9 protein-coding genes are annotated in these 13,406 nt (G+C 64.8%); 4 read left to right on the top strand and 5 right to left on the bottom strand.

Going from position 1 to position 13,406, the window contains the following annotated elements:
* Window positions 1-3: 3 nt before the first annotated feature.
* Both JAB1_RS13515 and JAB1_RS13510 read left to right on the top strand, forming a co-directional pair.
* Complete coding sequence (locus JAB1_RS13515; RefSeq protein WP_139144546.1) at window positions 4-663, top strand: hypothetical protein; 660 nt, start codon at window positions 4-6, stop codon at window positions 661-663.
* A 182-nt stretch (window positions 664-845) separates the two neighbouring features.
* Window positions 846-2,951, top strand: a complete 2,106-nt coding sequence (locus JAB1_RS13510; protein WP_070280256.1) for a prolyl oligopeptidase family serine peptidase — start codon at window positions 846-848, stop codon at window positions 2,949-2,951.
* A gap of 57 nt (window positions 2,952-3,008) precedes the next feature.
* On the opposite strand, the gene JAB1_RS13505 is transcribed toward JAB1_RS13510, so the two are convergent.
* Complete coding sequence (locus tag JAB1_RS13505; protein WP_034779137.1) at window positions 3,009-3,632, bottom strand: glutathione S-transferase family protein; 624 nt, start codon at window positions 3,630-3,632, stop codon at window positions 3,009-3,011.
* 262 nt (window positions 3,633-3,894) lie between these two features.
* Here JAB1_RS13505 and JAB1_RS13500 point away from each other — a divergent pair, with 262 nt between their 5' ends.
* Entirely contained in the window at window positions 3,895-6,612 is a 2,718-nt protein-coding gene (locus JAB1_RS13500; RefSeq protein ID WP_070280255.1) for a M1 family metallopeptidase, read from the top strand.
* Here the strand turns inward: JAB1_RS13500 and JAB1_RS29900 are convergent.
* The gene (locus JAB1_RS29900) at window positions 6,609-6,785 is read right to left on the bottom strand and encodes a hypothetical protein (protein WP_175445060.1); all 177 of its coding nucleotides are present in this window, start codon (window positions 6,783-6,785) and stop codon (window positions 6,609-6,611) included. The genes JAB1_RS13500 and JAB1_RS29900 overlap by 4 nt on opposite strands.
* 323 nt (window positions 6,786-7,108) lie before the next feature.
* Window positions 7,109-7,990 (bottom strand): LysR substrate-binding domain-containing protein, encoded by an 882-nt coding sequence (locus JAB1_RS13495; protein ID WP_070280254.1) that lies wholly within the window; start codon window positions 7,988-7,990, stop codon window positions 7,109-7,111.
* Window positions 7,991-8,101: 111 nt separating this feature from the next.
* On the opposite strand from JAB1_RS13495, the gene JAB1_RS13490 reads away from it, so the two are divergent.
* Window positions 8,102-8,998, top strand: coding sequence for an alpha/beta hydrolase (locus JAB1_RS13490; protein ID WP_070280253.1), 897 nt, complete (start codon window positions 8,102-8,104; stop codon window positions 8,996-8,998).
* Between the two features lie 6 nt (window positions 8,999-9,004).
* Here the strand turns inward: JAB1_RS13490 and JAB1_RS13485 are convergent, their stop codons facing one another.
* Both JAB1_RS13485 and JAB1_RS13480 read right to left on the bottom strand, forming a co-directional pair.
* Complete coding sequence (locus JAB1_RS13485; protein WP_070280252.1) at window positions 9,005-10,033, bottom strand: OmpA family protein; 1,029 nt, start codon at window positions 10,031-10,033, stop codon at window positions 9,005-9,007.
* Window positions 10,034-10,086: 53 nt separating this feature from the next.
* Entirely contained in the window at window positions 10,087-13,392 is a 3,306-nt protein-coding gene (locus tag JAB1_RS13480; RefSeq protein WP_139144545.1) for a hypothetical protein, read from the bottom strand.
* Window positions 13,393-13,406 lie beyond the last annotated feature (14 nt).

Below are 13,406 nucleotides of genomic sequence, written 5' to 3'. Positions count from 1 at the left end.
ACCATGACAGAGATCACTTGCCCCTACGATGGCGACTGCGGGCACTCATTCGCCCCCAGCGCAATGGCAGCGTCGGATGGCGCGTTCTTAACAACGGCCATCGCCAAAAAGATGACGTTCATGTTCCTGCACTGCCCCGCATGTACAAGGATGTTCCAGTTCAATCCGGTCGCCTGGACAGCGCAGGCTTGCGAAGCCGCCGCGCCCAAGGCTGCCAGGGTCGCGAAGAAAAGCGGCAAGCAGCTGGACAAATTGCTGGCCAGGGACAAAGTGGCCCTGCCCCCCGCCTATCTCGATCACCTCCACAGCGGAAAGTCGCGTCGCGAGGTGGCGATTTGCAGCGATGAAGATCCCTTCACGCTGTACAGCCTGGACGAGCTGTGCAAAGAGGTCGATGTGGATGGAACAAGCTATCTGGCAGTCAGGCAACTGGCAGGCTTTGCCCAGGCCCTGGCGCAAGCGGCGGGAGCCGGCTCGAAGCAGGCAGCACCGTTCAGTCCTGCCGAGCTGGCGGCTTGCCTGGCCATCGGCGAGGAAAATACGCGCATCCTGTTCATCGACAGCCGCGACAACGAGGCATTGTGGATTTATCACCCCGACGGCGGCGATGTCGACAAGACACGGCTCACCGTGACCTCCCTGATTGGGCCTGGCGCCCCCTGAAGGGCGCATCACGCCGCAGATTCTGCGGCCTGCTTCCGTTCCAGCAAACAATATTGGAAAAGCATGTTATTTTTTAAATAGTCGTTTATAGACACTGGTTCCCCGCAGCAATCCATGGCACCATGGGTGCGCCGTTTTGACAGCAACACGGCACAACCGACCATCGTCAAGGAACCCTGTCCATGTCTTTTTATCGCAAGTTTGCCGGCAGCATGCTGCTGGGCCTGGCCACAGCGGGCGTCGCCCATGCCCAAGCCCCGGCGCCCGCCTCCACCCCTACCGATCCCCACCTTTGGCTGGAAGAAGTCCTCGGCGACAAGCCGCTGGCCTGGGTCAGGCAGCACAATGCCGTGAGCACCAGGGAACTGGAAAGCCAGCCCGGTTTCGCCGCCCTGCAGGCGCGCCTGAAAACCATACTCAATTCCAAGGAGCGCATTCCCTACGTGAGCAAGGAAGGCGAGTATTACTACAACTTCTGGCGCGACGCCCAGCACGTGCGCGGCATCTGGCGCCGCACCACCCTGGCGCAATACCAGCTGGCCGAGCCAAATTGGGAAACCGTGATCGACCTCGACCAGCTGGCCGCCGGCGAGAGTGAAAACTGGGTCTGGGGCGGCGCCACCTGCCTGTATCCGAAGGGCGAACGCTGCCTCATTTCCCTGTCGCGCGGCGGCGGCGACGCCAAGGTGGTGCGCGAATACGACGTGGCCAGGCGCGCCTTTGTCGACGGCGGCTTTACCCTGCCCGAAGCAAAAGGCAGCGCCAGCTGGATCGACCAGGATACCCTGTTCGTCTCCACGGATTTCGGCCCCGGCTCGATGACCAGCTCCGGCTACCCGCGCATCATCAAGCAGTGGCAGCGCGGCACGCCGCTGGCGCAGGCGCAAACGCTGTATGAAGCCAAAGCCGACGACCTGAGCGCGGGCGCCTACAAGGATTTCACGCCCGGCCACGAACACCAGTTCATCGAGCGGCAAATCGATTTCTACAGCGGCGAAATGTTCCTGCGCGACGGCGCCGAGTTGAAAAAAGTGCCGAAACCGGATGACGCGACGGCATTCACCGTGCGCGACCAGCTGGTCATCACCCTGCGCTCGGACTGGAAAGTCAACGGCAAGACCTATGCGCAAGGTTCGCTGCTGGCGACCGACTTCAAGTCTTTCATGCAGGGCAAGCAGGAACTGGAAGTGCTGTACGCGCCGACGGCCACGTCTTCGCTGGACAATGTCACGGCGACGAAATCGGCCATCCTCGTGACGACCCTGGACAAGGTCAAGAACCGCCTGACGGAACTGCGCCACGTGAACGGCAAGTGGCAGCGCCGCGCCGTCGATGCGCCCAAGCTGGGCACCCTGGCCGTCAGCGCGCTCGATCCCGTCGATTCGGACCAATACTTCCTGACGGTGACCGACTTCCTCAATCCGACCACCCTGTACCTGGCCACGGCGCAGAGCGACAAGCGCACGAAAATCAAGTCGCTGCCCGCCTACTACGACGCGGCGCCATACAAGGTGGAGCAGTTCGAATCGACGTCGAAGGATGGCACCAGGGTGCCGTATTTCGCCATCATGTCCAAGAAGACGAAGTTCGACGGCAGCAACCCCACCGTGCTGTATGGCTATGGCGGCTTCGAAGTGTCGCTGAAACCCAGCTACAGCGGCACCACGGGCGTGGCGTGGCTGGAAAAGGGCGGCGTGTACGTGCTGGCGAATATCCGCGGCGGCGGCGAATTCGGTCCCCGCTGGCATCAGGCGGCATTGAAGGAAAACCGCCAGCGCGCGTATGACGACTTCATCTCGGTGGCGCAGGATCTGATCAAGCGCAAGGTCACCAGCCCGCGCCACCTGGGCATCATGGGCGGCAGCAATGGCGGCCTGCTGACGGGCGCCGTGCTGGTGCAGCGTCCCGACCTGTTCAACGCCGTCGTCAGCCAGGTGCCGCTGCTCGACATGCGCCGCTATAACAAGATGCTGGCGGGCGCCTCGTGGATGGGAGAGTACGGCGACCCGGACGTGCCGGAACAATGGGCTTATATCAGCAAGTACTCGCCGTACCAGAACGTCTTCAAGGACAAGAAATATCCGCGCGTGCTGTTTACCACTTCGACGCGCGACGACCGGGTCCACCCTGGCCATGCGCGCAAGATGGTGGCGAAGATGGAAGAGCAAGGCCACGACGTGCTGTACTGGGAAAACACGGAAGGCGGCCATGCGGGTGCCGCCAACAACGACCAGCAGGCGCTGATGTGGGCGCTGACCTACACCTTCCTGCTGGAGCAGCTGAAGTAATGGAGTGGTGTCGGATTACGCATCCCGCCAATCCGACCTGCCCGGCTGCAGGATTGCCTACTTCGCCTGCGCGCTGGGGCGTTCGGCGATGCGGTCGCGGTAAGCCTGCAGGTTGGACAAGCCTTCCGCGCCGGGGCGGTACTTCATCAGGCCACGCGCAAATTCCAGCGCACAAAATGCCGTGATGTCGGCAATCGTGAACCGTTCGCCGGCGATGTACGGCTGGCTGCCCAGCACCTGGTCCAGCCATTGCGCCGTTTCGCGCAGCTTGCCCGCCTGCGCCGCGGCGAAATCGGGAAACTGCGGGTTTTCCAGCGCCACCAGGGCCGGATGGCCGTGGCGCACCCAGTTGGCGGTGGCGCTGAACAAATGCAGTTCCACGCGGCGGTCGGCCATTTCGATGAAGGCGCGTTCCTCGAAGCCTTCGCCCATCAGGTTCGGCTGCGGCTGCAAGCCTTCCAGGTAGGTGCAGATGGCGCGCGTCTCGGTCAGCACGCGCCCGTCCGCCAATTCCAGCACGGGCACGCGGCCCAGCGGGTTTTTCGCCAGGAAGGCGGGATCGCGGTGCTGCCCCGCCATCAGGTCGAGCGCCACTTCCTCGATGCCGGTGATGCCCTTCTCTGCGATGAACATGGTGACGCGGCGTGGATTGGGCGTGCGGGGGCTGATAGTCAGTTTCATGTGCAGGTCTCGTCTCGTTGTAGTGGTGGATGGTGGTTGACAATCAGGTGCGGCACCAGCCTGTGGCAATGCAGTCAGGCGCCCATCATACCAGCGCACCGTCGTGGTGCGGCGCTCCTGGCGCGTTGACTTTGCCCCCGTTTCCACTTAGATTGCTGTACGGGAACGCTGGCTTCCAGTTCCAGCGATGTCCCCCAACCGCCATCAACGCCCGCAGCCTACCCGGCCGGCGGGCGTTTTACCCATGAACGAAGGGCATACCATGCATCGCACACCGACTCCGCGTTTCCGCCGCAGCCATCTGGCCGCCGCCGTCCTGGCGCTGACCGCCGTCACCGGCTTCACCCCGGGCCACGCCGCGCCCGCCGCCAAATACGCGTCGGCCAGCCACGCCCTTGGCACCACCACGCAGCTGCCGCGCGGCGTCACGCCTTTGCACTACATCCTGTCGATCACGCCGGATGCCGCCGCCTCGACCTTCAAGGGCGAAGCCGCCATCAAGGTGGCCGTCGACACGCCAACGGCCAGCATCACCTTCAATGCCCTGAACCTGGCGTTTGCCGCCGCCGCCATCGAAGGCGCGGGCGGCAGCAAGCAGGTGACGCGCAAGATCGATATCGATGCGGACAAGCAGACGGCCACCGTGCATTTTGCCGAGCCGCTGGCCAAGGGCGAGTACCTGTTGCGCATCGACTACACCGGCAAGATCGGCACGCAGGCGACGGGCCTGTTCTCGCTCGACTACGATACGCCGCAAGGACGCCAGCGCGCCCTGTACACGCAGTTCGAGAACTCGGATGCGCGCAGCATGCTGCCATCGTGGGATGAACCGGACTACAAGGCCACCTTCGCGCTGGACGTGGTCGTGCCAAGCAACCAGATGGCCGTCGGCAACATGCCGATCGCCCGCAGCGAAGAGCTGGGCAATGGCAAGAAGCACGTGTATTTCGCCACCACGCCGCGCATGTCGACCTATCTGCTGTTCTTCGGCCTGGGCGACTTCGAGCGCGCCACGGCCATGAGCGACGGCACGGAAATAGGCGTCATCACGAAGAAGGGCGCGCTGGCGCAAAGCCGCTTCGCGCTCGACGAATCGGCCGCCCTGCTGCGCGAATACAACGATTATTTCGGCGTGCGCTACCCGCTGCCCAAGCTCGACAACATCGCCGCGCCGGGCCGCAGCCAGTTCTTCGGCGCCATGGAAAACTGGGGCGCCGTCTTCACCTTCGAATACGGCCTGCTGCTCGACCCGACCATCTCGACGCAGACCGACAAGGAAAACATCTACACCACCCTGTCGCATGAAATGGCGCACCAGTGGTTCGGCGACCTGGTCACCATGCGCTGGTGGGACGACCTGTGGCTCAACGAAGGTTTTGCGTCGTGGATGGAAAGCCGCACCACGGAGCGTCTGCACCCGGAATGGAACACGGCCCTGTCCAACGTGGGCGGACGCGAATCGGCGATGAGCCAGGATGCGCTGCGCACCACGCACCCGGTGGTGCAGCGCATCGCCACCGTGGAACAGGCCAGCCAGGCCTTCGACGGCATCACCTACCAGAAGGGCGAAGCGGTGATCCGCATGCTCGAAGCGTACGTGGGCGCCGACACGTGGCGCACGGCCGTGCGCAGCTACATGCGCAAGCATGCGTATGGCAATACGGTGTCGGACGACCTGTGGCGCGAAGTCGATGCGGCCGCGGGCAAGCCCGTCAGCGCCATCGCCCATGACTTCACCCTGCAGCCGGGCGTGCCGATGATCACCGTCGGCGCAGCCGTGTGCAGGAAAGGCAGTACGCGCGTGACCTTGACGCAGACGGAATTTTCCAAGGATCAGCCGGACAAGAAGCCGCTGTCGTGGAAAGTGCCGGTGATCGCTTCGACGGTCGGCAACGGCAAGCTGGCCAAGGTAGTGATCAAGAATGGCAAGGCGACCCTGAACGTGCCCGGTTGCGGCGCCCTGCTGGTGAACGCGGGCCAGAGCGGCTACTACCGCACCCTGTACGCGCCAGCCGGCACGCACGCGCTGGCAGGCAGCTTCGCGCGCCTGGCGCCGATCGACCAGCTGGGCTTGCTGGCGGACAGCCAGTCGCTGGGCATGGCGGGCTTGCAAGACCCGGCGGCTTTCCTGGAACTGGTGAAGGCCACGCCGCTGTCGGCCGACCCGCAAGTGCTGGGCCGGGTGGCCGGGTCGCTGAACGGCCTGTATGAGCAGTATGCGGGCGATAGCGCGGAAAGCAAGGCGCGCCAGCAGGCTTTCGGCCGCTTCGCCATGGCGCGCCTGGCGCCGATGATGGCGCAGACGGGCTGGGAAGCGCGCGCCGGCGAAGCGTCGAGCGTGGCGACCCTGCGCGGACGCCTGATTTCCATCCTCGGCGACATGGGCGAGCCGGGGGTGATCGCCGAAGCGCGCCGCCGCTACGCCGCCAGCGAACAGGCCGGTGAGCAAAATGCGGCCGCCATGCCTGCGCCGCTGCGCCGCACCATCCTGGGCGTGGTGGCGCAGCATGCGGACGCCGCCACCTGGGAGCAGCTGCACGCCAAGGCGCAGCAGGAAAAGACGCCGCTGGTCAAGAACCAGCTGTACGACTTGCTGGCCTCGACCGACGATGCGGCCCTGGCGCAGCGGGCGCTGGCGCTGGCGCTGACGGATGAACCTGGCGTGACCAACAGCCCGGCCATGATCTCGCGCGTTTCGCGCAGGCATCCTGAACTGGCCTTCGACTTCGCGCTGGCACACCTGGAGCAAGTCAATGCGCGCATCGACGCCAGTTCGCGCAGCCGCTACTTCCCGCGCCTGGCGGCCGGTTCGGCGCAGCCGGAAATGATCGCCAAGCTGGAAGCGTATGCGCAGGCCAACCTGCCGGCCAGCGCGCGCGGCGACGCCGACAGTTCCGTGGCCGGCATCAAATACCGCATCAAGGTGCGTGCCGAGCGCCTGCCCGCCGTCGATGCGTGGCTGGCCAAGCAAACGGGCTAAGCGCCCGCGCCCGGCGCCGCATTACGGCGGCGCCGGGTATTTTCCAGCCCTGTACGAAAATCCAGGCAAAAAAAAACCGGCTTCGCAAAGTGCGGTAGCCGGTTGAAACGCTGTTTCAGAGCGCAGGGATAAAGCAGGAAAACACATGAAAAAGTGGAAATCGTGCCGGTCATTGAGGTGTCCGGCAACCTTGCGCCCGGGGTTTCCGTGCGCCATGTATCCACTATGCCAGCCCTTGCCGGAAACAGGCTTAGGACTTCATTAAATCCCCGCCCGATCCCCGCATTTCCCCTGTCCCACCCTGCAATCATTACTATAAAACAAGTTTTACATATCTGGTGCCGATGGTTGAGCTCACCGGCTAAGCTGTTGAGTCATGCCTGCATCCTATCGCTCCCGGAGCGTAGTGATTTGCGCATTGCATGCTGTGTGCCAACAAAAGCATCATAACAGCGCCATATGACCGCCTTATGACGCAGGCTAAACATTGGCGTGCTCACGCGGCATGAAACTGGTGCCGCTGGCCCGCGCCGCGCACCGCATCGACGAGCGCCAGCACGGCGGGCGTCTTGTTGCGAGGAAACGCATAAAAGCGGGCGTCGGGCAGCGCCGGCAAGCCTTCCGCCGTGCCCAGGATGCGCAAGCCGTCACGCATCTGGCTGCGCGCCACCGGGGTGACGGCAAATCCGGCCAGCGCCGCCGCCACGCAGCCGGCCATGCTGGCACTGTCAAACACCAGCCGCCAGGCCTGGCCCGCCTGCGCCAGCGCCGCGATGGCCGCCTCGCGGTAGACGCAGGGTGCGGGAAACAGGGCCAGCGGCAAGGCCTGGCCGGCATCGGGCAGCCGCCCGGCCGCATACGCCCACACCAGCGGTTCGGCCCACAGCAATTCGCCTATGCCTTCCGTGCGGCTGCATTGCTTGCCGAAAATGACATCGATCTGCTCGTGCGCCTGGCGCCGCAGCAAGTCGGCCGTGATGCCCACCTTCAACTCGATCGACGCTTGCGGATGCCAGCGCTGGAAGGTGTGCAGCACTTGCGGCAGCCAGGTGCCCGCGAAATCCTCCGACGCGCCCAAGACCAGCCGGCCCTGCATGGATGCACCGCTGAGCCTGGCACGCGCCTCGCGTTCCAAGTCGACGATATTGCGCGCATACATATACAGCAGCTCGCCGGCGGCCGTCAGTTCCAGGCTGCGCGTCGTGCGCGCCAGCAATTGCTTGCCGGCGCTGTGTTCGAGGCGCTTGATATGGCCGCTGACGGCCGACGGCGTCAAGGCCAGGTTTTGCGCGGCCAGCGCGAAACCGCCCGCGTCCACCACTTCCAGCAGGCTGCGCAAGAGGACAATGTCCAGGGTGTTTGCTGGCAAGGCGTGCATGCTACGCTCCGATTCATCATGATCTACACATAATACTGATGAATTACTCACGAATCAAATGCATTGCCGGCGCTACCATGACTTCCTCACCTCACTTTCGTCAGGAATGCCATGCAAGACTATCAACACATCGCCACCCCGCTGCTGGACGTGGCTTACCTGGAATGGAACCCGGCCGGCAACCGCAGCGCCGTGCTCGTGCACGGCTGGCCCGACAGCCCGGAAAGCTGGACTGGCATGGCCACGCTGCTGGCCGCCGCCGGCTACCGCGTGCTGGCGCCCGCCCTGCGCGGCTTTGCGCCCACGCGCTTTCGCCACGCGGACACGCCGCGCAGCGGCCAGCTGGCCGCACTGGGACACGACCTGCTCGATTTTATCGATGCCATGCAACTGGATCAGCCCTTGCTGGTGGGACACGACTGGGGTGCGCGCGCCGTGGCGAATGCCTGCGGCCTGCGCCACGATGCGGCCTGCGGCCTGGTCATGCTGTCCGTTGGCTATGGCACGAACGACCCGCGACAGGAATTGTCGTATCAGCAGGCGCGCAATTACTGGTACCACTGGTTCATGGCCACGCCGCGCGGCCAGCATGCCGTCGAACACGACCGTCACGCGTTTGCCCGCATGATGTGGGATAGCTGGTCGCCGGCAGGCTGGTACGAGGAAGCCGATTTCGCGCAGGCCGGCCGCGCCTTCGATGGTCCCGACTGGGCCGCGGTGGTGCTGCATTCCTACCGCCACCGCTGGGCGTTTGTCGAAGGCGACCCCGCCTATGCGGCCGACGAAGCGCTGCTGCATCCGGCACCCGTCCTGCACCTTCCCACCCTGGTGCTGCACGGCGCGGCCGACAGCTGCAACCAGCCGGACAGCTCGGCCGGGCGCGAACGCCATTTCAGCGGCCCCTACCAGCGTGTGCTGCTGGAAGGCATCGGCCACTTCCCGCAGCGCGAAGCCCCGCAGGCCGTGGCGGGCGCCATCCTGATGTTTATCGACGGGCAGGTCCGCTAATGCCTGTCAATCCCTGACGGCGCTCTTGATCCCCGTCAATTCGATCTCCACGCGGCGGTTCGGCTGCAGACAGGCGATCAGGGCGGCGCGCGGCGCCACCTTGTCGCAGGCGGCGACGGGTTCCGCCTTGCCCTTGCCATACGCGCTGATGACATTGGCGATGCCTTGCTCGCGCAGCAACTGTTTCACCGTCAGCGCGCGCCGTTCGGACAGGGCCTGGTTGTAGCTGTCCGAACCCAGGCGGTCCGTGTGGCCCGTTACGGAAAGGGTATCGATCTGCACATAGCCCCGCTTCAGGCGCGCCGCCAGTTCCCGGATTTTCTCGACGCCCTGCGGCAGCACGTCGGCCGCACCCGCCTTGTCGAAGCGGAACAAGGCATCCATGTCCAGCGTGATGCGCTCATGCTCGATGCGCGGCGGCAGGATTTCCGGCGGCTTCGGCTTGTCGGCCGGACAAGCCGCGGCGGCGGACCGGGCGGCGGCCTGCGCATCCTCGGCCAGCTGCACGTAAGGGTTCGCGTGGCGCCAGCCCTGCTGCTTGTACTCATTGCCCGCATGCACCAGCTCCACTTCGCCGCACGCCACCTTCTGCGCCGCGCAGGCGAAGCCGGGCGACTCGCGCAACGTTCCAAAGCCGGACCACAGATCGTCGCGCAGGCGCGTGGCATCATTCACCAGCGGCGTGGCGTCGCCGGGATTGGGCGTGCTGCCGTCTTCCAGCGCGGCGACGATCTTTGCCGATTCCTGCAAGGCTTGCAGGGGAAAGGCCGAGCGATCGTTGCGCGTGTACTCATGGAAGGACACGTCGAGCCAGCATTGCGCCTTGGACAGGTAATAATCGCCCACGCGCACGCCGCCGTCGTTGAGCTTCTTGATGCGTTCCTGCAGCAGGCGGTAAGCCTGCTGGTCCGCGGAGACGGCCTGGTCGCTGATGCGCAGCTGGGGCATGGCCAGCGGCGCCGTCGGCAGGGTGGGCGTGGCCGCCTGGGCCAGTCCCATGGCCAGCAGGCTGGCGAGCGGTATCAGTGCGTTCATTGGTATCTTCGTCGGTGTCATCGTCGGTGTCATTTTCGGAGTCATGGTAGTTTTCATGGCCGGGCCAGGGTACGGTTGATGGTGGCGTCTTTGCCTTTGAACAAGTTTTCATCGAACTTGAAGCGCAGGCGCAGATAAGGGCCGCGCGCCGTGTAGTCGGCGCCCGTCAGGTCGCGGTCGGAAAAGCCCGACCAGTTGTGTCCGGCCGACAGCCACAGGTTTTGCGCCAGCAGATAGCCCACTTCGACGCCATTGGCCCACTGGCGGCTGCCCCCTTGCGGGCTGCCCATCACGGCCGCCAGCACGCCGATATCCCAGTGCTTGCTGATGTCGTACACGGTGCGCCCGGAAAACAGCCATGCCGTGTATTTCTCTTGCCCGGCAGGCAGGTTCTTGTCGTTGTTGTGTTTGGCGGCGACCCGGCCCGTGAACCACCACGGACGGCTGGGGTGGTAATCGAGATGCGTGGAAACGATATGCGCGCGGTAATTGTCGCCATCGATCTGCGACTGGTCGCGCACGGTCTTGTACTCGTAGCGGGCCAGGCCGTTGAAACGGTTGTCGTCCACGGGGCGCCAGGCAAAGCCCAGCTGCGCCCTATCCTGCAGCACGTTGCCGACAGGCGCGCCGCTGGCGTCGTCGTTGTTGCGCGTGTACAGCAGGTAATTACGCGCAAGCAAAGTCCAATCGCGGCTCAGCTTGCGCGCCCAGGCGATGGTATTGAGCCATTGATCCTGGCGCTGGTTGCCCGGCGCGATCTCGCTGTCGAACAATCGCCGGTACTCGAGCTTGACGGAGCCACGCCACAGGGGATTGACGGCATAGTCGAATCCCGCCGCCACGGCCACGGCTTGCTGCTGCTGGCCGTTCATGACTTTCAGGTATTCGATATTCGTGTTCGCCGCCAGCCCCTCGCCCAGGTTCCACGTGTTGCGCAAGCCGGACGCCAGCTGCAGGTCGCGCTGGTTGCTGAGGCTGTAATCCATGGCGTCGCGCATGCGGTACTCGCCAAACACGGTGCCGCCCGGCATGTAGCCCGTATCCGCGCCGGCGATGAAACTGGTGCTGCGGTCGGCCGGATTGAGCGAGTAGGCGGATGCCAGCCCCGTCTGGTTTTCATAGCGCGCGTACAGGCGGCTGCGTTCGGCCAGCTGGTATTGCGCGCCCAGGCCATAGCGGTGCTGGTCCGCATCGGAGACGCTTTTTTCCACGTCGCCATTCAGCGTCCAGCGCTCCGTGGCCTTGTATTGCGCCCCCAGGCGCACGGTGGTGGCGTCCAGCGGCGCCGTTGTGCCCGTGCCAGCGCCGGGATTGATCGGCGCAAACGTGGTGATGCTGCCGCCCGTGACGGGGTCGATGGCCGTATTCGCCGTGCCGTTGCCGAAGAAGCCGCCCGTGGGATTGAGGCCCGTGCCCAGCGGCGAGGTATTCGGCGCGATGCCGGCCGTCGACGGCATGCCGCCGCTCTCCTTCATGTGCTGGACGGACACGTCGAGCAGCCAGCGTTCGCTGGCGTTCCACGCCACGCCCAGGCGCTGCGCATCGCGGCGCGCATCCGTGCTGCGCTCGTCGCTGCGGATGGCCTCGCCATACACGGTGACGGCGGGACTGAGCTTGTAGCCCGCCTTCACGCCCGCCTCGCCCCGTCCGCCCGTGATGCCGGCCGCCGTATTGTTGAAATCCCTGTCGGAACGGTTCCAGTAGGCTTTCGCTTCCAGCTTGTCATCCTTGTGCTGCAACTCGACCCGGGCCGCATTGCCGCTGACTTCATCGCGCAGCTCGCCCGCCTGGCCGGATGGCGTCGTGTAGATGCTGCCGCCCGCGCTGTAGCTGGTGGACGTGGTGCGCGCCACTTCGAGCACCAGCAGGCTGTGCTCGCCAAAGCGCAAGCCCGCATTGACGCTGTGCAATTTATACGGCGACAAGGGGTTTTTATCTTCCACGGCCGAGCCGCCGAGCGACACCATCTTGCCCAGTTGCACCTGCCCATCCACGCCCAGGGTCCAGAATTTCTCGCCGCCCTGGTCCACCTCATAGCTGATGCGGATCGATTGCGGGTCGCCATTCGGCGTCAGCGCGGGGATCGCCTGCTTGAACAGGATGCGTCCGCTGAACGGCTCGAAGCTGTAATCCTCGAAACGGCGCAACTGCGTCACTTGCACGATATTGCCGTTCTGGTTCTTGTCGCGCACCACGATCTCGATCTTTTCCGAGTTTTCGATGGCGTTGTTGTTGCGCACGGCAAACGGTCCCGACGTGCCGTTCGCCCGGTATTCCTCGACGACCTGCTTGAGGCTATCGTTGATGGCGAAGGCATTCGCGACGATGCCATCCCGCTCGTAATGGCCGCGCCCGCCCGTGGCCGTGCGGTTGTACTGGCCCAGTTTTCTCTGCTGCAAGTTGGCCACGGCGCCGCCGCCCGTCATCTGGCTGAAGCCGTCGCCGGTGGCAAAGTCGCCGTACAGCACATAGCTTTTCTGCTGGTCGATGCGCACGTACAGGCGGTCGCTGGAGCGGGCGTCGAAATTGCGCACGGAACTGTCGCCGTAGACGGGATAAAACTCTTCCGGATTGACGTCGCGCATGAGACGCGCGCGCGTATCCTTGTCCGAGTCGTAGGCGGCCGTCAGCAAGGCGTCGCCACGGATCGTCCCTTTTAAAAACATCGCCGCGCGGCCCGCCACGTTGGCCTTGCCATTGTTGAAGGCGCGGCTCCAGCGCACGATGTCGCGTTCGAAACCGTCATTGAAACGCGACGGCGAAATGTCGCTGCTCGACAGGCTGCGCTTGCTGATGATGCCGTCGATCAAGCCCACGGCCAGCATGTCGCGCAATTCCGGCAAGAAACTGATCGTGCCCTGCGCCGCCACCTTGCCGGCCGACACGCGCAGCAGCACATCCTGCGGCGTAGCCGGAGCCAGCAGGCTGAAGCTCGCTACACCATCCTCCACCGTCAATTGGGTGCCAGGCGTGACCTTGTCGGCGTCGCGCCGCTCCGGGCCCAGTTCATCGGTCCGCGCGCCGGGCAGCAGGATACGCCCGCCGCTGGCCTCGATGGTCAGCAAGGCCGTGCCCGTCAAGGGCTTGTCCTGCGCGTCATACAGCCTGACCGTCACCTTGACGGGGCTCTGGCCATCGGCCGGTGCCTCGCCGTGATCCGTCTCGACGGCGATGCGCGCCACGCCCCGGTTGATGGCGTAATCGGTGCCGCCGACCTTGCCGGCGAGGAAGGACGGCGCCGCCACGACGGAGCCTGCCGCATGCTCCGGCAAGGGCAGTTGCGCCAGGCTGGCGGCCGGGAATGCCAGCAGGGCCAGCGCGGCGGCCATGCGCCGGGGCGCGGGGAGCGTTCTCTTCATGGCTTGTTTCTCTT

This window comes from Janthinobacterium sp. MP5059B, assembly GCF_001758645.1.
Taxonomy (GTDB): Bacteria; Pseudomonadota; Gammaproteobacteria; order Burkholderiales; family Burkholderiaceae_D; genus Janthinobacterium; species Janthinobacterium lividum.
Note: the sequence above shows the minus strand (reverse complement) of the source record. Positions and strands in the feature narration are given on the sequence as shown.

Excerpts from the sequence above, each read along its gene's own strand:
- JAB1_RS13515 (WP_139144546.1), top strand. The coding sequence starts at position 4 with ATGACAGAGATCACTTGCCCCTACGATGGCGACTGCGGGCACTCATTC.
- JAB1_RS13510 (WP_070280256.1), top strand. The coding sequence starts at position 846 with ATGTCTTTTTATCGCAAGTTTGCCGGCAGCATGCTGCTGGGCCTGGCC.
- JAB1_RS13505 (WP_034779137.1), bottom strand. The coding sequence starts at position 3,632 with ATGAAACTGACTATCAGCCCCCGCACGCCCAATCCACGCCGCGTCACC.
- JAB1_RS13500 (WP_070280255.1), top strand. The coding sequence starts at position 3,895 with ATGCATCGCACACCGACTCCGCGTTTCCGCCGCAGCCATCTGGCCGCC.
- JAB1_RS29900 (WP_175445060.1), bottom strand. The coding sequence starts at position 6,785 with ATGACCGGCACGATTTCCACTTTTTCATGTGTTTTCCTGCTTTATCCC.
- JAB1_RS13495 (WP_070280254.1), bottom strand. The coding sequence starts at position 7,990 with ATGCACGCCTTGCCAGCAAACACCCTGGACATTGTCCTCTTGCGCAGC.
- JAB1_RS13490 (WP_070280253.1), top strand. The coding sequence starts at position 8,102 with ATGCAAGACTATCAACACATCGCCACCCCGCTGCTGGACGTGGCTTAC.
- JAB1_RS13485 (WP_070280252.1), bottom strand. The coding sequence starts at position 10,033 with ATGAACGCACTGATACCGCTCGCCAGCCTGCTGGCCATGGGACTGGCC.
- JAB1_RS13480 (WP_139144545.1), bottom strand. The coding sequence starts at position 13,392 with ATGAAGAGAACGCTCCCCGCGCCCCGGCGCATGGCCGCCGCGCTGGCC.